The sequence below is a fragment of the uncultured Thalassospira sp. genome, assembly GCF_963976115.1.
Lineage (GTDB): Bacteria > Pseudomonadota > Alphaproteobacteria > Rhodospirillales > Thalassospiraceae > Thalassospira.
Genome location: NZ_CAXBJJ010000006.1, coordinates 287,061 through 306,148, shown reverse-complemented (window position 1 = coordinate 306,148; position 19,088 = coordinate 287,061). Strand labels below are relative to the sequence as shown.

Annotated in this window: 14 protein-coding genes; 3 read left to right on the top strand and 11 right to left on the bottom strand. The window is 53.1% G+C overall.

Features of this window, described 5'->3' with window-relative positions; all coding sequences use genetic code 11:
- Positions 1-82: 82 nt before the first annotated feature.
- The 6 genes from AAC086_RS09875 to AAC086_RS09850 all read right to left on the bottom strand — a co-directional run bounded on the left by AAC086_RS09875 (position 83) and on the right by AAC086_RS09850 (position 9,255).
- Positions 83-2,998, bottom strand: a complete 2,916-nt coding sequence (locus tag AAC086_RS09875) for a 2-oxoglutarate dehydrogenase E1 component (RefSeq protein WP_339778321.1) — start codon at positions 2,996-2,998, stop codon at positions 83-85.
- Between the two features lie 68 nt (positions 2,999-3,066).
- Complete coding sequence (sucD, locus tag AAC086_RS09870; RefSeq protein ID WP_339778319.1) at positions 3,067-3,942, bottom strand: succinate--CoA ligase subunit alpha; 876 nt, start codon at positions 3,940-3,942, stop codon at positions 3,067-3,069.
- 2 nt (positions 3,943-3,944) lie between these two features.
- On the bottom strand, positions 3,945-5,174 hold the full coding sequence (gene sucC / locus AAC086_RS09865) for an ADP-forming succinate--CoA ligase subunit beta (protein ID WP_339778412.1): 1,230 nt from the start codon (positions 5,172-5,174) through the stop codon (positions 3,945-3,947).
- A gap of 146 nt (positions 5,175-5,320) precedes the next feature.
- Positions 5,321-6,271: a malate dehydrogenase gene (gene mdh, locus AAC086_RS09860; protein WP_339778317.1), complete on the bottom strand. Its 951-nt coding sequence runs from the start codon at positions 6,269-6,271 to the stop codon at positions 5,321-5,323.
- A gap of 618 nt (positions 6,272-6,889) precedes the next feature.
- A complete protein-coding gene (gene zapE / locus AAC086_RS09855) occupies positions 6,890-8,014 on the bottom strand; it encodes a cell division protein ZapE (RefSeq protein ID WP_339778315.1) in 1,125 nt (374 codons plus the stop codon).
- A gap of 245 nt (positions 8,015-8,259) precedes the next feature.
- Entirely contained in the window at positions 8,260-9,255 is a 996-nt protein-coding gene (locus tag AAC086_RS09850) for a zinc transporter ZntB (protein ID WP_339778313.1), read from the bottom strand.
- Positions 9,256-9,494: 239 nt separating this feature from the next.
- On the opposite strand from AAC086_RS09850, the gene AAC086_RS09845 reads away from it, so the two are divergent.
- A complete protein-coding gene (locus AAC086_RS09845; protein ID WP_339778311.1) occupies positions 9,495-12,110 on the top strand; it encodes a DUF3772 domain-containing protein in 2,616 nt (871 codons plus the stop codon).
- Between the two features lie 190 nt (positions 12,111-12,300).
- Here AAC086_RS09845 and AAC086_RS09840 read toward each other — a convergent pair whose 3' ends face one another.
- The 3 genes from AAC086_RS09840 to AAC086_RS09830 form a co-directional block, all read right to left on the bottom strand.
- Entirely contained in the window at positions 12,301-12,759 is a 459-nt protein-coding gene (locus tag AAC086_RS09840; RefSeq protein ID WP_339778309.1) for a hypothetical protein, read from the bottom strand.
- Between the two features lie 69 nt (positions 12,760-12,828).
- Complete coding sequence (locus tag AAC086_RS09835; RefSeq protein WP_339778307.1) at positions 12,829-14,094, bottom strand: hypothetical protein; 1,266 nt, start codon at positions 14,092-14,094, stop codon at positions 12,829-12,831.
- Between the two features lie 5 nt (positions 14,095-14,099).
- The gene (locus AAC086_RS09830; RefSeq protein ID WP_339778306.1) at positions 14,100-14,960 is read right to left on the bottom strand and encodes a CsgG/HfaB family protein; all 861 of its coding nucleotides are present in this window, start codon (positions 14,958-14,960) and stop codon (positions 14,100-14,102) included.
- Between the two features lie 295 nt (positions 14,961-15,255).
- Here AAC086_RS09830 and AAC086_RS09825 point away from each other — a divergent pair, with 295 nt between their 5' ends.
- Positions 15,256-15,903: a hypothetical protein gene (locus AAC086_RS09825; protein ID WP_339778304.1), complete on the top strand. Its 648-nt coding sequence runs from the start codon at positions 15,256-15,258 to the stop codon at positions 15,901-15,903.
- A 188-nt stretch (positions 15,904-16,091) separates the two neighbouring features.
- The gene (locus AAC086_RS09820) at positions 16,092-16,625 is read left to right on the top strand and encodes a hypothetical protein (RefSeq protein WP_339778302.1); all 534 of its coding nucleotides are present in this window, start codon (positions 16,092-16,094) and stop codon (positions 16,623-16,625) included.
- Between the two features lie 158 nt (positions 16,626-16,783).
- On the opposite strand, the gene AAC086_RS09815 is transcribed toward AAC086_RS09820, so the two are convergent.
- Together AAC086_RS09815 and AAC086_RS09810 are read right to left on the bottom strand one after the other, a co-directional pair.
- Complete coding sequence (locus tag AAC086_RS09815) at positions 16,784-17,374, bottom strand: response regulator transcription factor (RefSeq protein ID WP_339778300.1); 591 nt, start codon at positions 17,372-17,374, stop codon at positions 16,784-16,786.
- 696 nt (positions 17,375-18,070) lie between these two features.
- Complete coding sequence (locus tag AAC086_RS09810; protein ID WP_339778298.1) at positions 18,071-18,805, bottom strand: response regulator transcription factor; 735 nt, start codon at positions 18,803-18,805, stop codon at positions 18,071-18,073.
- Positions 18,806-19,088 lie beyond the last annotated feature (283 nt).

Below are 19,088 nucleotides of genomic sequence, written 5' to 3'. Positions count from 1 at the left end.
GGGTCTGCCGATTTCAAATAAAAATATGTTGTGACCAGATCAGACCAGACAGGCAGGGAAGGGTCCCTGCCTGTCTGTGAAATCATTTGACGCTGAGTGCGGCATCAACAAGTTCGGCCTGCTCGCGCAGGTGAATCTTGAGAAGGCCAGTCGCCGGAGAAGCCGCCGTAGAACGACCGACATATACCGGACGGGACGTTTTGTGCTTGATGCCGGTCAGGACTTTTTCGATCCGACGATCGACAAAGTACCAGGAACCCATATTTTCGGGTTCTTCCTGACACCAGATCACATCGGCATTGCTGTAACGCGACAACTGGGCACCCAGTTCCTTTTCGGGGAACGGGTAAAGCTGTTCGACGCGCACAATGGCAACATCCTCGATCCCGCGGTTTTCGCGTTCTGCCAGCAGGTCGTAATAAACCTTGCCCGAACACAGAACGACACGTTTGACCTTTTTATCGTCAACCAGTTTGGCGGTTTCGGCCAAAACAGGCTGGAAGGTCGTGCCGGTCGAAAATTCGGACAGGGTCGATACGCACTGCTTGTGACGCAGCAGCGATTTCGGCGTCATCAGGATCAGCGGCTTGCGGAAGCTGCGGCGGATCTGGCGGCGCAGGATGTGGTAATAGTTTGCAGGGGTGGTACAGTTCGCCACCTGCATGTTGTTTTCACCACAAAGCTGCAGATACCGTTCCAGACGGGCCGAGCTGTGTTCCGGTCCCTGACCTTCAAAGCCATGCGGCAACAGCATGACCAGGCCGGACATACGCAGCCATTTGGCTTCGCCCGAACTGATAAACTGGTCAATGATGACCTGGGCACCGTTGGCAAAGTCGCCAAACTGTGCTTCCCACAGAACCAGCGAATGCGGTTCTGCCAGGGTGATGCCATATTCAAACCCGAGAACACCGGCTTCGGACAGGGGCGAGTTGAGAACTTCAAGCTCGGCCTGGCCGGTACGGATATTGTTCAGCGGGGTGTATTTGGCCTCGGTGGTCTGATCAACCAGTTTGGAATGACGCTGTGAAAACGTCCCGCGCTGGCTGTCCTGACCGGACAGACGAACGGGGGTGCCTTCGCACATCAGGGTCCCAAATGCCAGTGCTTCGGCCGTGGCCCAGTCGATCCCTTCGCCGGTCTCGAACATTTTGGCCTTGGCTTTAAGCTGACGCAGGATTTTCCGGTTGATGTCATGGTCGCTGGGCGGGGTCGAAATGGCCCGGCCAACTTCCTGCAACAGATTGTCATCAACACCGGTTTCGCCGATCCAGTCTGCATCTTCGCCGTGGCTTGATGCCAGACCCGACCATTTGCCTTCAAGCCAGTCGGCCTTGTTCGGGCGATAGTTCTCGGATGCCTTGAATTCCTCGTCCAGATAGGCGTGGAATTTTTCGTGGCGTTCCTTGACCTGCGCTTCGGTGAACACGCCTTCTTTGATCAACTGCTGGGCATAGATGTCGCGCGTGGTCGGGTGTTTACCGATCACGTCATACATCTTGGGCTGGGTAAATGCCGGTTCGTCGCTTTCGTTGTGACCAAAGCGGCGATAGCAGAACATGTCAATCACGACATCCTGTTTGAATTCCTGACGGAATTCGGTGGCGATGCGCGCTGCATGTACCACGGCTTCAGGGTCGTCGCCATTGACGTGAATGATCGGGGCCTGAACCACTTTGGCGATGTCGGAGCAATAGGGGGAAGAACGCGAGTCCGACGGTTTGGTGGTAAAGCCGATCTGGTTGTTGACCACAAAATGAATGGTACCGCCGGTGCGATAGCCTTTCAGATGGGACAGATCGAAGGTTTCTGCAACAAGGCCCTGACCGGCAAAAGCCGCGTCACCATGCATCAGAATACCCATAACCTGTTCGCGGGCCGTGTCCTTGCGCTGTGCCTGTTTGGCGCGAACCTTGCCCAGGACAACGGTATCAACCGCTTCAAGGTGCGAGGGATTCGCTGTCAGCGACAGGTGAACAACATTGCCGTCAAATTCACGGTCAGCAGAGGTGCCAAGGTGATATTTAACGTCGCCAGAACCCATGACATCGTCGGGTTTGGACGGGTTACCCATGAATTCCGAGAAGATCGCCTGGAACGGTTTGGACATGACATTGGCCAGAACGTTCAGACGGCCACGGTGGGGCATGCCAAACACAACTTCGCGGATGCCAAGCTGGCTGCCGCGTTTGAGGATCTGTTCCAGGGCCGGGATCAGGGCTTCGCCACCATCGATACCAAAACGTTTGGTGCCGACATATTTGGTGTGCAAATAGTTTTCAAACCCTTCGGCTTCAATCAGGCGATCCAGAATGGCTTCTTTGCCACGCGTGGTAAATTCGGTCTGATTGCCGATGGTTTCAATCCGCTGCTGAATCCATGCTTTTTGTTCAGGTTCCTGAATATGCATGAATTCGATACCGATGGAGCCGCAATAGGTTTTGCGGGCCATCGATACGATCTGGCGGATGGTTGCCGATTCAAGGCCAAGAACATTGGCAATGAAAACCGGACGATCCAGATCGGCTTCGGTGAAGCCATAGGTTTTCGGATGCAGTTCCGGATGGGGATCACGCGGGGCAAGGCCCAGCGGATCAAGATTGGCTTCCAGATGACCCCGCACGCGATAGGAGCGGATCAGCATCAGGGCGCGAATTGAATCGTTTGCGGCCGCCCGGATAGCATCGGAATTAACGGTTGTCGCCTGGGATGCGGGGCTTGCCGCAACCGGGGCGTAACCGCCATTGACCGGACGTTCGCTGTATCCCTGGGATACGTCGTAACCTTCCATGCCGCCAACAACCTTGGTTTCCCGTGGTTGCCAGGTCGGCCCGCGCATTTCAGCGAGGAGGTCGGATGCGTCGTCCTGCAACCCTGCAAAAAACGCGGCCCAGCTCTGGTCTACCGACTGGGGGTTTTCCAGATACCGGGCGTAAAGTTCCGCGATATAGGTTGCATTCGACTCAGTTAGAATCGTGTCAAGATCTTGAGGTTTCATTTGTGGTCGTGGAAGGCGATGACCCAACGGGGCTACGCCTTCCTTTGCCTTTCCTCTGATTACCCTGATTACCCTTTCAAAGCCTTGAGCATGGTCGAGCCAAGGCTTGCCGGGGAATCGGCAACTAGTACACCCGCGCTGCGCATTGCTTCCATTTTAGCATCCGCAGTGCCTTTACCACCGGAAATGATCGCACCGGCATGGCCCATGCGTTTTCCCGGAGGAGCGGTAACACCGGCGATGAAACCGGCGACAGGCTTTTTAACATTGGATGCCTGCAGGAATTCGCAAGCTTCTTCTTCGGCAGAACCGCCAATTTCACCAATCATGATGATGCCTTCGGTTTCCGGGTCCCGCAGGAACAGGTCGAGGCAATCGATGAAGTTGGTGCCGTTAACCGGGTCGCCGCCGATACCGATGCAGGTCGACTGGCCAAGACCGGCTGCCGTGGTCTGGGCAACGGCTTCGTAGGTCAGGGTGCCGGAACGCGAAACGATACCGATTTTACCGCGACGGTGAATGTGACCGGGCATAATGCCGATCTTGCATTCGTCCGGGGTGATAACACCCGGGCAGTTCGGGCCGATCAGGCGGGTTCTGGTGCCGCTAAGGGCGCGCTTGACGCGAACCATGTCGGCAACCGGAATGCCTTCGGTGATGCAAACAGCCAGTTCAATACCGGCATCGATTGCTTCAAGGATGGCATCGGCAGCAAAGGGAGGCGGAACATAGATCACCGATGCATTGGCACCGGTAACATGAACAGCTTCATCAACCGTGTTGAAAACCGGCAGGTCAAGATGCCTGGTGCCGCCTTTACCCGGGGTAACGCCACCCACCATTTTGGTGCCATAGGCAATGGCCTGTTCGCTGTGGAAGGTCCCCTGCGAACCGGTGAAACCCTGGCAGATAACTTTGGTGTTTTTATCGACGAGAACAGCCATGGTTACGCGGCCTCCTTCACAGCTTTGACCACCTTTTCGGCGGCGTCGGCAAGATTGTCAGCCGAAACGATCGGCAGACCGGATTCTTCAAGGATCTTCTTGCCAAGATCAACGTTGGTGCCTTCAAGGCGAACAACCAGCGGAACATTCAGGCTCACTTCGCGTGCTGCGGCAATAACGCCTTCAGCAATGACGTCGCAACGCATGATACCACCGAAAATATTGACCAGAATGCCTTCGACATTCGGGTCAGACAGGATCAGTTTGAAAGCCGTCGTCACACGTTCCTTGGTGGCACCGCCGCCAACGTCAAGGAAGTTTGCCGGTGAACCGCCATACAACTTGATAATGTCCATGGTTGCCATGGCCAGACCGGCACCGTTGACCATGCAGCCAATTTTGCCGTCAAGCTTGATGTAGTTCAGGCTGTGTTTTGCCGCTTCAAGTTCGGCCGGGTTTTCTTCGTCTTCGTCGCGCAGTTCTTCGATGTCGGCATGGCGGAACAATGCGTTGTCGTCGAAGTTCATTTTGCAATCAAGCGCGATGATGTCGCCGTCGCCGGTGACGACCAGCGGGTTGATTTCAACCATGGCAGCATCGGTTTCAAGGAAGCATTTATACATGGCGGTCATAAATTTGACGGCCTTGGAAACCTGCTTGCCTTCGAGGCCCAGGGCGAATGCCAGTTTGCGACCGTGGAAGCCAGAGAAACCGGCTGCCGGATCGATGTCAACGGTGACGATCTTTTCCGGGGTTGCTTCGGCAACTTCTTCAATGTCCATGCCACCTTCGGTGGATGCCATGAAGATCACGCGCGAGCAGGCCCGATCAACGAGGATCGAGAGATACAGTTCGCGGGCAATATCGCAGCCTTCTTCGATATAGACGCGTTTGACTTCCTTGCCATCCGGCCCGGTCTGGTGGGTAACCAGGGTCGCGCCCAGCATCTGGCCTGCATTGGTGCCGACTTCTTCGACACTTTTAACGACGCGAACGCCGCCTTTGTCACCGGCAGTTGCTTCCTTGAAGGTCCCTTTGCCGCGGCCGCCAGCATGGATCTGGGACTTGACGACATAGATGGGACCCGCAAGAGACTGGGCTGCTTCGATGGCTTCCTGTGCGGTATAGGCGACCTTGCCGTTCGGCACGGTCACACCGTATTTGCGAAGAATTTCTTTCGCCTGGTACTCATGAATGTTCATGTTCGGTCGCTTTCTTGCCTTCCGTACGATTTCCTGTGGGTCAGAAATCGTGGTTTCAATGTCCCGCTAATAGGACAGGGACGTTGTTGCAATCCGCGCGGCCAAAGCCCCGATGGAATAGCCCGGGACAATGACAGAAAAACGGGCCAGTTTAAAACCGGCCCGTTCCGCGTTTCTTACAGCATGCCCTTGGCGGCGTCGACAAGGCCGCGAACGGCCGCCACGGACTTGTTGAAGTTTTCTTGTTCCTCTTCGTCGAGATTGATCTCGACAATGCGCTCGACGCCGCCAGCGCCAAGAACAACAGGAACACCGACATAAATGCCGTCAACGCCATATTCGCCGCTGAGATAAGCTGCAACGGGCATGACGCGCTTCTGGTCTTTGAGGTAGCTTTCAGCCATCGCAATCGCCGATGCTGCCGGGGCATAGAATGCCGAGCCGGTTTTCAGCAGGCCAACGATTTCGGCGCCACCATCACGGGTACGCTGAACGATCTGGTCGATCTTTTCCTGCGTGGTCCAACCCATTTTGATCAGATCAGGGATCGGAACGCCGGCAACGGTCGAATAACGGATCGACGGCACCATGGTGTCGCCGTGGCCGCCCAGAACGAATGCGGTGACGTCTTTGACCGAAACCTTGAATTCTTCGGCAAGGAAATAACGGAAACGGGCTGAGTCCAGAACGCCGGCCATGCCGACGACTTTTTTCGGATCAAAGCCGGTTGCCTGCTGCATCACCCAGACCATCGCATCAAGCGGGTTGGTGATAACAATAACAAATGCATCCGGGGCATGTTCCTTGATGCCCTGACCAACCTGGGTCATGACCTTGGTGTTGATGCCGATCAGATCATCACGGCTCATGCCCGGCTTGCGGGCGACACCTGCGGTGACGATGACGACATCGGCACCGGCGATACCGGCATAGTCGCTGGTACCTTTAAGGTCGGCATCAAACATGTCGACGGGTGAGGATTCAGCAATATCAAGCGATTTGCCCTGCGGCATGCCATCAACGATGTCGAAAAGTACGACGTCGCCAAGCTCTTTCAGGCCAGCGAGGTGGGCCAGAGTACCACCGATATTGCCAGCGCCGACGAGCGCGATCTTGTTGCGGGCCATTCCGTTACCTTCTTCCCTATTGCGCTTCCGGGGCGTTGAAACTTAACTGGGGAGCGCGATTGAAAATGTAAACCTGCGAACGCGAAATAATCGTTCACAAACATCGTGTGTGGTAAACCGATTCGTCCCGTTTTACAAGGGGAAACGCCGTTGTTTTGACCCGGAAAACCGCCAGTTCGGGGTTTGTTGCAACTATTGTCTAAACGCTTAAAAACCGATCATGTTGCGACTGCGAAGCACGCCGAAGGCGTGGCAAACTCTGGCGATGTATGTTGCAGAGCACTGCCTGAAAGTTTGGCAGTCGTGCAAAATTGTCGCAGTTTACCTTTTAAAAGCTCTCAGGTTTGCGCGAATTGGGGATCAGCCATGCGACCAGCGGGATGTTAATTCCATCAAGGCGATTGAATATTCTGCTCTTTCCAGCCCGGCTTGACGGCCTTTGCGCAAGATTCTGTATCTGCAGGACGTGTGCAGGTTGAATTATGCCGCAGTGCCAACATCTGCCGGTCTTGGAGTCGGTGCCGGTGGGCTTGTGGTTAGCGCCAGGTGAATGCAGAACGACCCGACATTTGGCCGCACAGATACAACGGCGAGAAAGCCGGGGCTGGCTTTTATCTGTCAGGTCAGGTGGGGTTGGTCGAGATATTCCTGGCTGCGCATTTCGGTCAGGCGCGACACTGTGCGCTGAAACTCGAACGAAAAATCACCGCTGGTATAAAGATGTTCCGGGTTGGTTGCCATGGCGCAGATCAGGTTGGTTTTATGCTCGTACATGGCGTCGATCAGGGTGTTGAACCGTTTGGCCCAGTCACTGCGTGAGCGGTCAATCTGCGGGATCAGATCAATCACGATGGTGTGAAAATGGGTTGCCAGAGCAATGTAATCGCCCGGGCCGAGCGGACGGGTGCACAGTTCTTCAAAGCTGAACCGGGCGACACCGGCCCCGGCGGCGCGAATGGCAATATCGCGGCCTTTGACACGCAAGCTGCTTGCATCTACCCGCGCACCTTCGGTCACTTTGGCAAATAATTCGTCGATCCGGGCCGGGCTGTTGTCATCGGCCGGGTAAACAAAGACGTCGGCCGCCGTCAGGTTGCGCATTCGGTAATCGGTGCGGCTGGCAAGCTCCAATATGTCGAGCTTTTCCTTGATCATGTTGATGAAGGGCAGGAAATTTTGCCGTTGCAAGCCATCCTTGTACAAATCATCGGGCACGCGGTTTGATGTGGTGACCACCACCACGCCATGATCAAACAGCTTTTCAAACAGGCGGCCGACAATCATGGCATCGGTAATGTCGGTGATTTGCATTTCATCAAAACATAACAGCCACGCCTGATCGGCCAGATACCTGGCAAGAGGGGGAATCGGATCAGAGTCTTCGCTGGTGCGGGTTTTGCGAAATTTATGCAGCCATTCATGCACATCCTGCATAAAGTCGTGGAAATGCACCCGGCGTTTATGTTCGACGGGGGCTGTTTCGTAAAACAGGTCCATCAGCATCGATTTGCCACGCCCGACTTCGCCGTAAATATACAGGCCCTGTGGCGGTTCCGGGTCGTTGCGGCGTTTGGTCAGGCCAAAGCGTTCATACCAGGTGCCCTTGCCATTATTGGGGCGATAGTCCCGCACTGCATTAAACAGGCTTTGCAGCTTTTCAGCGCAAAGTTCCTGCATGGGATCATAGGCAAGGTCGCCATCAGCGATTTTTTTGCGATATCGGGCAAGAGGGCCGTCAGACATTCGAGTACTTCCAGGCAATGAGACACGCAGCGCCCCGGTTTTTGAGGCCCCGGCACAATTTTTGACCTGAAAGACGACCGGTTCTCAAAAGATACCAGCAGGCACACAGGCAGTTTGGAACAAGAAGACATAAAACATCGTCATCGTGCAATGCAATATGCGGGATGCTGCTTTGTTAACGGGGCAATTGTCGCCATCCCCGCCAGGTCTGGTTGAGCGGGATATTACCTGCACGACATAACCCGTCAGATCAGGCGCAGTTTTTTAAATAACCAGACTTCGAATGCCACCACGGCGGCGAGAATAAGGGATACGCCCCAAAAGCCCCACGAACTGTTGGCCGCAGGGATGCCCCCCACATTGATGCCTAAAAGCCCGGTGACAAAGCTGATGGGCAAGAACAGCCCGGCAATGACGGTTAGCCAGTACATGGTGCGGTTCATGCGTTCGCTTTCAATTGCCATCAGGCTGTCATTGGCGATCTGGGTGCGTTCGCGCAAGCTGTCAAGTTCTTCGACCAGCCGGGTCACACGGTCGGTCAGGGTGCGCGCCCGGCGTTTGTGGGTTTTATCGCTCCAGCCGGGTTTTTCCGTGACAAATTTTATCAGGGCGTCACGTTGCGGGGCAATATGGCGGCGCAATCGCGACAGCCGGTGGCGTACATCCATTATTTCCATGCGCAGGGGCAGGGTTTTGCATTCGGATATGGGGGTGTCGTCAATCAGGTCTTCAAGGATGTCGAATTTTTCATCCCGTGTGTGGATTTCATCATCAATGCGAAACACCAGCCGTTCTGCAACCGTCAGCACAAAAGCATCGCTGACGGGCGGGGCTGTATTGGCCTCGATACTCGCCCGGATATCGTCAAACGCGTATAAACGCTTGTTGCGCAGCGTGATCACCAGTTTTTCACTGCACCAGATGCGGACTGAAATCATGTCCGCCGGGTCAGATTCGTTATTTAGATTAACGCCCCGCAAATTCATTGAATAGCCATCATCGTAAAACAGAACCGACGGCCGTGTTGCCCGTGTTACCAAGGCCTCAACAATGCTGGCATCCAGGCCGACCGTTCTGCTGAGCCAGGCGGCAACGCCGGGTTCCATCCAGTCCAGATGAACCCAGATATATTCGCCGTCGCCAGTGGAAGGAATTGATGTGGCAAATTCATCGACCGACAGGGCAACACCCTTGCCGGTATGATCAATTCGAAATGCATTAATCAGTGCTTTTGGGGTCATTGGTGCGGGTCCGTGGCGATTTGGGATCAAAGACTGATCAATTTAACATGACAAATGTTTAAAGGCCGTTATGGGACGATATGGTAATCAGCGGGCGGTGCTGTCATAGGTATATATGTGCACTTGTCTGTTTGTACGGGAACGTTACGGGTGCCGGATCGTTAGATCTGACATTACAATTCGGGCACAAACAAGCTGCCTTGCAGGACGATGAAAAACTCACGATGGTTCGGGTAAAGATGAAAAAGTTTCGCCATGTCATGTTGTTGGTTGTTTTCGCGCTGTTTATGGCCATGGGAACACCGGGTGCAGGCCATGCACAGGGCCGTGGCGGCGGCGTGGATGAGGCAAACATCCTCGAAAATTCGCAAAAGATCCTGGCAGGCTGGAACAAGACATTCGACAAGATTGAAAAACAGCTGTCAGGTCCGGGTGTGAGCGGGCGGGACCTGGCGGATGGCCGGTCTGAACTGGAACGGTCGATCAGTGATGCACGCGACCTTGAGGCCCTGGCGCAGACCAAGCTGGAACGCTTGAATGCTGCCTTGGGCAAGCTGGGGCCAAAACCCGAAGGCGATGCGGGTGAAGTCCCCGCTGTTACCGCAGAGCGAGACCGCCTGAACAAGGAAATTTCGCGGGTTAGTGGTATTCAGAAACAGGGTGAACTGGCTGCTTTTCGGGCTGGTGAATTGCTGGATCAGGTTGGGCGTTTGTCGCGCGAACGCTTTACCCGGCGTATTTTTAGCCGCGCTGATGTGCCATGGGACCCGGCTGTGTGGCAGAAAAGCACGGCCGAAGCGATGAGCCTGCCGGACGTGGTGCGCAGCCGGTATTCGAATATTGATCTGGCGGACCATATTGGCGATCGGCTGGAAGATGTTGCACCGGAACTGGTGTTTTTGCTGTTTGCTATTGTTGCAACAGTGATTGGTGGCGAGGTTCTGGTTTTTCGCTTTTTACCTTCGCGCTGGCAACATGCCGCCACAGAAGACCGACTGGCACTGATTTCGGGAACGCGGTTTTCGCTGTCTGCGATTGTGCCGGGATTGTTGCTGTTTGTGATGTATCGTGTTCTGGCGTCCCAGGATGACCTGATGGTTGGCAGTGGCGGTGAATTGATCAATCAGTGTTTTTTTGCCGTCCTGTTTTTGATGTTTGTCGGCGCGTCCATCCGCAGTGTGTTTTCGCCCTTTGCCCCGCAAATGCGATCGGCAGGGACGACCATTACCGGGACGCGGGTGGTCGGGTTTTTAGGCCTTTTTGCCGCCCTGATTTTTGCCTTTGACATTGTGCTGCTGCAAGGGGCAACCACAATCGGGGCTTCGCTTGATTTGGCACTGGTGCAAAGCCTTAGCAATATCACCCTGATTTGTGCCGTGATGTTTGTTGCCGCCCTTGGCACATGGTGGGAACATGACGCGGTTGATGAACAGCAAAACTGGTGGCGCAAGGTTGAGCGCCGATGCCGTCGGGTTACGTTATTTGTATCGGTGTTGCTGCCGATCCTGTCGTTTATCGGTTATGTGGCGCTGGCGCGGTTTGTGCTGGAAAACATGATGCTGGCACTGGCGTTTTCCACCAGTTACTGGCTGATACGCGAATTTCTGCGCGCCCTTATTCATACCTATCTGGTTAAGCCCGATACCGCGCGTGACGAAACCACCAGCGATGCCGTGCATGGCACACTGTATTTCTGGTTACGGGTAACAATTGATGCATCAATGATAATTGTGGCCTTTCCAACCGCGATTCTGGTGTTTACCGATATTGCCTGGACCGATCTGCTCGGCGCGGTCGAAACCGCGTTTGTTGGCATTCAGATTGGCAGTATCAACATATCCTTGCGCGCCATTCTGATTGGCGTTTTCCTGTTCTTGTTGCTGTTAAGTCTGATGCGGTTTTTCCAGCGAATGCTGAACACGCAGGTTCTGCCCAATACCAAGCTTGATGAAGGGTTGCAGCATTCGGTTTCGGCCATTTTCGGCTATGTCGGCATTGGGTTGGCCATTCTGATTGCGGTGTCGGCGGCGGGGGTTGATCTTTCCAACCTGGCAATCATTGCCGGTGCCATTTCGGTCGGTATCGGTTTTGGGATGCAAAGTATTGTGAATAACTTTGTATCGGGCCTGATCTTGCTGATCGAACGGCCGATCAAGGTTGGCGACTGGATTGTGGTGGGGGCAGATCAGGGATTTGTCAAAGACATCCGGGTGCGTGCGACCGAGATTGAAACCTTTGATCGCGCATCGGTGGTTATTCCCAATTCCGAACTGATTTCAAACCGGGTGCTGAACTGGACCCTGAAAGAACGTTCCGGGCGCGGGATTGTGCCCATCGGGGTTTCTTATGGGGCGGATGCCAACAAGGTTCGCGATATTTTGCTGGCACTGGCCGACAAGCGTCGCGAGATTTTAAGTTATCCCGCCCCTCAGGTTGTGTTTCTGGGTTTTGGCGAAAGTTCGCTGGATTTTGAATTGCGCTATTTTCTGCGCGATATTGGCGATGTGCTGTCGGTTGCCAGTGCGATCCGGTTTGAGTTGCTGGAACGTTTTCGCGCAGAAGGTATCGAAATTCCGTTTCCGCAGCGCGATGTCAATTTGCGCGATATGGACCGGCTGGAGGCTGCGATCCGCAGTCTTTCGGGTGAACCACGGATGCGCAAAAAAGCCGATCCGGTTGCCGATGAGGATGATGAAAGCGGCAGGTATCGTCAGGCGGGTGCCATTGTGTCCCAGCCACAAAGTGCGAAGCCGGAACAACAAAGTTCCGATATCGATTATGATCACACCAAAACACAGGACAGCCCGGCACAAGCCACTCCGGCAACCCGGGATTTGCCTGATGGGGAACGGTGACGGGTTGGATCGTCGCGATGGAAAACAGGCTGATGGCTGGTTTTTCTGATGGAAAAAAGCCCGGCCCGCAGGGTAGTGGGGAGTTGCACGGGCCGGGAAATAACGTTCCTGATTGGGGTCAGAACGTGCAGGGCTGCCGCCCGGGGATGATTGGGGGGAGGGGCGGCGACCGGCGGAATTATTTGATTGATTATTGGTTGCCGGACAGATTTTCGAGCGCGTCGCTCAAATTTGTTGTGCTGGTTTCTGTATTGGAATTGGCGGTTTGATCGCCAGTCGAATCCTGTCCGGCATTTACCGTGCCATTTGAATTATTAAGAATCACGCAGGCCGAGTTGGCCGTGGAACTTGCGGTGCCGCCCCCTCCGCCGCAGACAAGCTGGGTCAGGCTGCTGGTTCCGGACGATGTCGTGGCACTGCCCGAACCGCTTAGAAGTCCGGATTCTGCCTGCTTCATCACAACAGCCAGCGATGCGCGGTTTTGGTCCGGAGCGGACCAGGGTTTTTCAAACATTTGTGCCATCGCCGAAAGAGGCCCCGATGCTGTGAGGATGGCGGCGAATGTCAGAATTTTTGCCCCGTATTTTAGGGCGTGTTTGACCTGAGGGCAAACATGACGGGGCAAAGCGGGTCGAGAGACCGTAAACATCAGATTTTCCTTTCGTCAGGCGGAGGCAAGAAAGAGAGAGGGAAAATCTTTCCCCCTCTCCTTGCGGGATTAATCGTCGATGGCCGGGGCACCAACCTTGATTGACAGATTGTTGCCAATTGCCGTGGCAGCACCGTTGATAACGGGCTGATCAAGCGAACCAAGACCGGTATAGTGGTTCAGATTAACATCGTAGATGTTGCTGTTTGCCGTTACGTTTGCATAAGCAAACTGGGTAACATCGGAAATCAGGGCGACGTCCGGCTGGATACCGTCGACATCGGTGTCTCCGCCATTACCCCAGTCGCCATTGCCACCATGATTGAAGGCCGCCGACATTGACTGGGTATCGCCGTCAACCGGGGGTTCTCCAGCCGATACAGACTGAACCGAGATGTTCATGTTGTTGGCAAGAGCCGTTGCGCTGGCGTCAACAGCGAAGTTGTCGATGTCATAGGCATTGGTGGTTGCCGTTACCGATGACGGTGCGATGTCGCCATTTAGCGCAAGCAGGGTCAGGCCGAGGGCACCGGAAAGATTGGTGTTCGGACTGGTCTGGTTGCCCATGCCGTAACTGGCCGAAGCAGCGTCGCCACCTGCGGGTTCGCCACCTGTTGCTGCGTCAAAGGCAAACTGGCCAGCATGAACATTGACAACACCTTCACCCGACACCGATGCGTTGTTGGCCAGGGCCGTTGCCGTGGCATTAAGCTTAGGCAATTCGGTTGCCGCGTCATAGCTGTCGCTGGGCTGAATGTTATCAACACTCACGGTGAAAATCACACCGTCGCTTTCGCCATTACCCACACCATCGGCACCGAACGGGTCGTATACTGCACCGGTAACCGTAATGTCGGCCCCTTCAAATGCACCACCGGCAGAGGCAATGCCGCCTTCGGAATCCGGGTTGTTGCCAACCGGACCATTGGCAATACCAAAGGAGGACGGGTTTGTCCCCTGACCGGCATCAATACCATCAACATTCCCCGAGGTTGTTTCGCTAAAATCGGCAACATCCGGGTCCAGGCTGGACGGCGAGTTGTTTGACCAGGCTTCGCCTTCAAAGGTGAAAGTGCCTGAGGTTTCGCTCATGATTGGCTGGTTGTTGTGAATGCCATGTACGTTCGAGGTGGCTGAGGTGCTGCCGAGCTTTTCCTGCAAAATTTCCACCATCGAAAATTCTGCGGGATCGTCAATGTTAAGATCAACGCTGACATTGGTGTCGACATTGCCATCCCATGACCATTCAACATTGTCGAACGCAAAGGCAGGGCCCCCGATTACCAGTACACCAGCGGTTAAGACGGTGCCCAGCAACAGTTTGGTCTTAAGCATTTTGGTTACTCCTGTTGATTACTTGTGTGCGTTTCGGAAAGTTTAGAAAACCGCTCCAGATGCGCGCTCATGTCGCTTGTTTTGCTAAGTTCGCATTCCGGTGTTTGCGGCAGCCCCAAGAAATCTGTCATGATCTGATAGACCCCCATTTCTGCAACCGCTCTGACGCCAAGCTGTAGCGGCTCGTTCCGGATGCGCCCGGCGTCAAATTCGACAAGATTGATCCCGAAGAAACGAAAGACCCCGGCGCTGATTTCGTAGCCCATGATTTGCTTTTGCAATGAACTGACATAGCGCACGGAGAAATTCTTTGAATCGATGACGCGTAAATCCATGGCGACATTGATCACGACGGTTCTTCCCCCGCCGCCAATGCCCCGGACATAAAGTTGTGCGCCTTCGCTCAGGATGTTGTAGTTAAGTTCGGTTACGGCCCCGACCAGAATGAAGTCGGAGGCCGGTATTTTCCCATATTGCTCAATGGAGCGGGTCAGCCGGCCCTGTTCGGACAAGCGGACTTCGGCAAGCGGAATGCGCAAATCGAACCGTTCGACCAGATTTGCGCGACCGGATTTGTAAAGCGCGCTCATCACCATTTCGCTAACACCTTGCGACACGGCATGACCGTTTTCGTCATAGTTAAGCTGTCCGGTTTTGTCTGCGACTTCACCCACGGCAAAGATCGGAAGCCGGTTTGCCGGGACATCCTTCAACAGGCGCAAACAGGCGCTGTAAGGTGTTTCGTTATCTGTGACCGGAAAGGAAACCATCGGGTCGATACGGTTCTGTGAATAGGAACCCGGCCCCGGAGCGCATGCCGCCAGACTTGTAACGGTCAATGCGGTTGCGGCTATTTTACGAAACATTTTTCCAATCCCTGCTGTGTTTCCCCAAGAACCAAACTGCAAATTATAACTGCCGTTTGCTTAATGTAACTATGGCACAGCCGGGTATTTATTCCAGATTACATAAATGATTACTTGGTGGTTAAAGATGGTTATTAAAAAATATCATATTTATTCATTGTTTCATAATTGATTATTTCGGTAATTATTTATGGATACTACTTTTTAAATATGAATATGCTATAGAGCATATTGCGTTGAAGCGGAAAAATGTTTTGAATCAAGGCTCTTGAATGTTGCTAGAAAAGAAGCCGACATGAATACTTCCATCAGCATGGAACATGATAAACGCCAGGTGTTGTTAATTGGCTTTCGCGCATCGGAAATAGACGCCCTGTTCGATGCCGATACAGGATGGATGCCGGTTGCCGACCCTGATTTTCGGGTGGTTTTGCGCCAAGGCGACCGGTTTTGCGCCGCCCTGATCGGTCAGCGACGAATGGAATTGTTAAGCCATTTACAGGTCCGGTATTTGTTTCGTGTGGCCCGCAAAATGCCATTGATCACGTTTGTGGACGACGGGCACTATATTGTCGGGCGGCATTTCGAGTGTGGCAGCAATGCCTTGATGTTTTCATCAACGGCGGCTTTGCTAGATGAGATCTGCTTGCTGGCAGACGAGGATTACTGGCTTTTGCCTGGTACCCTGGATGGAGTGGCGTTGTTGCTGGGTGATAGTGCCGCAGCCCTGGCAAAAAAGCTGACTGTTCTGGACTGGTATTTGTTACGGGAAGTTCAAAAAGGCAAAAGCAATGCCGAAATTGCGCGCTATGCCAACTACAGTATTCCGGAAATCAAAAACTGGCTGTTCGAAATTTACGATTGCCTTGGCGTTTCGACCCGAACACAGGCGGCGATTGTTGCTTATTTCATCGAACGCCATTCCGGAGAGTTCGAGAAATAGGACCGATCAGGTTTGTTGGCGAATTTTAGTGCGCCTGAGAGGATAACTCGATTGAACACTTTTTGCTCTTAACGTCGGGAGTAGCGCCGGGGCATCGGTATTAGAGCGGTTTTTCGACCTGACTTTACGTTCAAAACAGACCATATGCGACTGATAGAATGTAATCTTCATGAAAGGATGAGGACATCATGACCGGTTTTACAGGTTTGAAAAAAATAACGAGATATGGCGTGCCAGTGCTGGCAGGGCTGATTTTTACGGCCGGATTTTCTTCCACCGGGCAGGCACAATTCAATAACAAGCCGTATTCCTTTAATACGCCGACCGGGGCGCCGGGCATGAGCCGGGCGGCACGCCAGGCGATAATTAATGATGAACTTTATAACAGTCGGCCCGAGAATATGCTGCGCGATGCCACCGGCGGACTGCTATCTGTGGAAAAAAGCAAGGGTGGAACGGCGATTGTGCGAACGGCTGATGGCGAGATTTTACCGGGATATCAGGGCACATCGATTTCCGTTGGCGGTATTTCGGTGGGGGTTTTCAATGCCTATTTTATGGCCACAGATAGCGACCGACGGTTTTCTCCGCTTCAAAGTATGGCGGCCACATATACCATTAACGGCTGGATAAATTTGTTGTCGCGGGATGGCCGGGCCCTGATCCCACCGGTGACCGCATCGCCGGTGGATGGCTGGACATGGATGGCATCGGGCTTTTAGGACGAAAAAAACGCCCCGGGATAACGGGGCGTTAAAGGATGGTTGATGGCGATCGTTGGGTCCGTCTGGTCGCCTTTGGACGGGCAGGCGGGTTGAACTGGAATTGTTGATGTAAAATGACGGGTTACTCTCGATGTGGGTTTGGGGCGGAACGTGATTTAGCTAAGCGAAGTGGCGTAACCACCAGTGCCACGTGGCTGGCTGCGCAGGGCCCAAATTGCCGCCTGCGTGCGATTATCGACCTTGATTTTACGCAGGATGCTTTTGACATGCACCTTGACCGTGGCTTCGGAGATGTTTAGCCGGATCGCAATGCGCTTGTTGGAATCACCACTCGCCAGGCACTCAAGAATTTCATGCTCTCGTGGGGAAAGTTCGATATCGAGCATATCGATCGTATCGAGTTCAAGCGATGCCATGAAATGAAAGCGTTCCATCATAATGGAGGCAAGGTTTGACGGGTAAATCTTTTCACCTTCTGTAATCAGCTGGAAGGCGAGTTCTATTGCTGTTTGAGATATATCGTCAAGTAAAGCCCCGTTAACGCCAAGGTTGAATAATGCAAACAGGCTTTCGGCGTCGTATTCATGGGCCAGTGTGATGATGCGGACACCGGGATTATTTTCCCGAAACGTGGCTAGCGAGGTCATCTGTGTTTGGAAGTTATCGATACTGACAAGAACAACATCGATTTTACGACCTGCCGGCGTTACCGAAATCAGATCATCAAGATTTGGGGCATTGATCATTTCTGCATTTTTGGTGTGACCCAGCAGACTGGTCAGACCAGTGCGTAATAATAAACTAGAATGTACAACTGCGACGAGTATTTCCGCAGAGCTCTTTGACATCCGCATTGTCGTTATCCCTGTATTCGTTGCTTTCTAATTTACGGGGGTGTCTTTTTGCAAAAGAAAACTCATCCGGATGGACTAAGCATTTCAATCTTTCGAGTAAAATGTGGATGTTCCGGATGATATCCCCGTGCTGTCAAAATCAGGATAGCTACCAAGTGCCTCCAAATCTATTCTCCAGTAGGGGTAGAGTTACTTTATTTATTATCTATTTCGGGTGACTATTGTCAGGTGTTGATGCTGACTGGCAATTTGGGTGTGTTTATTAGGGGTGCCCCTGAATATGCCTGCAATGCTTTTTCGAATAGGCGCGATGCACAATGAAAATTGCTGCAAGGTGCGTATATTTCAATGGGTTCGGCTGGGTTAATCGGGGGAACGGCCCTGTGAACTGACACGTCAGCGATAGGATGATGCATTGCTGCTTTAGATGGAAGGGGATGCCCCGTTTCAGCACGCGCGCCCCTGTCTATCTCTGTCATCACGGTTGTAATTACGGACCAGCCCATAAGGGAGTTATCCCAGGGCAAAACTGAATGTAGCCAAGGAGTCGGGTGTAAAAATTGTGCTATTGTTTTTTGTTGATGCGTCTTACGCGGGCAGATGATTGAAGCGTGAGAGCGATCGATGTGGTGCAGCAAAAAAGGTTTGTCCAAAAGGTCGCGTTCGTTGACGAAGCGACCAGATCGCCGCCTGGGTTCGGTTGTCGACGCCGATTTTTCGCAGGATACTTTTGACATGCACCTTGACAGTGGCCTCGGCAATATCGAGCCGAAGGGCGATGCGTTTGTTTGAGTCACCTTTTTCAAGGCAATGTAAAATTTCCTGTTCTCGCTGGGACAGATCCACCTCGTCCTCGATGATGTCTGGCGCGACTGCGGCGCATGGGTGCTGTATGCGTGCCAGCAGGACTTGCGCCATATTCGATGGAAACAGTTTCTGCCCTTCCTTGAGTATCCGGAACGCCAGTTTCAGGGTGTTTTGTGAAACATCGTCAAGCAAAGCACCGTCGATGTCTATTTCAAACAGGGCGAACAGATCTTCCAGTTCGTAATGATGCGAAAGCGCAAGAAGTTTGATCGCCGGATATTGGGTGCGCAGGGAGGTGAGATGGATAATGTCTTGCGAGACATCATCTATGTTAAATAAAATGACGCCCAGGCGGGGATTCTTGTGGATATCGTTACAGAGTTCTTTCAGTGACGCGGCACTGAAAATAGAGATATTGTGGAATTCTTCAAGAATTGCTGTCAAGGCATGGCGCATCAAACTACCCGGATGTACGATGGCAACATGCTGAATGGAATTTTCATCAATCAACGTCATAGTTCCCCCAAAGTATTTAAGTTCGATTTGTTCCCTACCGAAGTGATCCGTGGTTATCTCTTAAGGATTTGTCAGTATGGCCTAGCTGGATGGTCATTATCCTTTCGCCAGTGATAGATTAAGCTTCTGTTTTTGATCGTTCCATAACTATGGGGAGGTAACGCGGGGCGAGTCTGCCTTATTCGGGGTAGATAATATGAGTCTTTTTTTCCCTCCAATAATGAATATACATAAGGTTAGTTTTCTTTTTCGGGACAAATTTAGATTATTTTTACCTAATTTA

What these genes read in the sequence shown, in the direction of transcription:
- AAC086_RS09835 (WP_339778307.1), bottom strand. Translation starts at nt 14,094, where the DNA reads ATGCTTAAGACCAAACTGTTGCTGGGCACCGTCTTAACCGCTGGTGTA.
- AAC086_RS09810 (WP_339778298.1), bottom strand. Translation starts at nt 18,805, where the DNA reads ATGACGTTGATTGATGAAAATTCCATTCAGCATGTTGCCATCGTACAT.
- AAC086_RS09850 (WP_339778313.1), bottom strand. Translation starts at nt 9,255, where the DNA reads ATGACCCCAAAAGCACTGATTAATGCATTTCGAATTGATCATACCGGC.
- mdh (WP_339778317.1), bottom strand. Translation starts at nt 6,271, where the DNA reads ATGGCCCGCAACAAGATCGCGCTCGTCGGCGCTGGCAATATCGGTGGT.
- AAC086_RS09820 (WP_339778302.1), top strand. Translation starts at nt 16,092, where the DNA reads ATGACCGGTTTTACAGGTTTGAAAAAAATAACGAGATATGGCGTGCCA.
- AAC086_RS09815 (WP_339778300.1), bottom strand. Translation starts at nt 17,374, where the DNA reads ATGATCAATGCCCCAAATCTTGATGATCTGATTTCGGTAACGCCGGCA.
- AAC086_RS09825 (WP_339778304.1), top strand. Translation starts at nt 15,256, where the DNA reads ATGAATACTTCCATCAGCATGGAACATGATAAACGCCAGGTGTTGTTA.
- AAC086_RS09845 (WP_339778311.1), top strand. Translation starts at nt 9,495, where the DNA reads ATGAAAAAGTTTCGCCATGTCATGTTGTTGGTTGTTTTCGCGCTGTTT.
- AAC086_RS09840 (WP_339778309.1), bottom strand. Translation starts at nt 12,759, where the DNA reads ATGTTTACGGTCTCTCGACCCGCTTTGCCCCGTCATGTTTGCCCTCAG.
- zapE (WP_339778315.1), bottom strand. Translation starts at nt 8,014, where the DNA reads ATGTCTGACGGCCCTCTTGCCCGATATCGCAAAAAAATCGCTGATGGC.
- AAC086_RS09875 (WP_339778321.1), bottom strand. Translation starts at nt 2,998, where the DNA reads ATGAAACCTCAAGATCTTGACACGATTCTAACTGAGTCGAATGCAACC.
- sucD (WP_339778319.1), bottom strand. Translation starts at nt 3,942, where the DNA reads ATGGCTGTTCTCGTCGATAAAAACACCAAAGTTATCTGCCAGGGTTTC.
- AAC086_RS09830 (WP_339778306.1), bottom strand. Translation starts at nt 14,960, where the DNA reads ATGTTTCGTAAAATAGCCGCAACCGCATTGACCGTTACAAGTCTGGCG.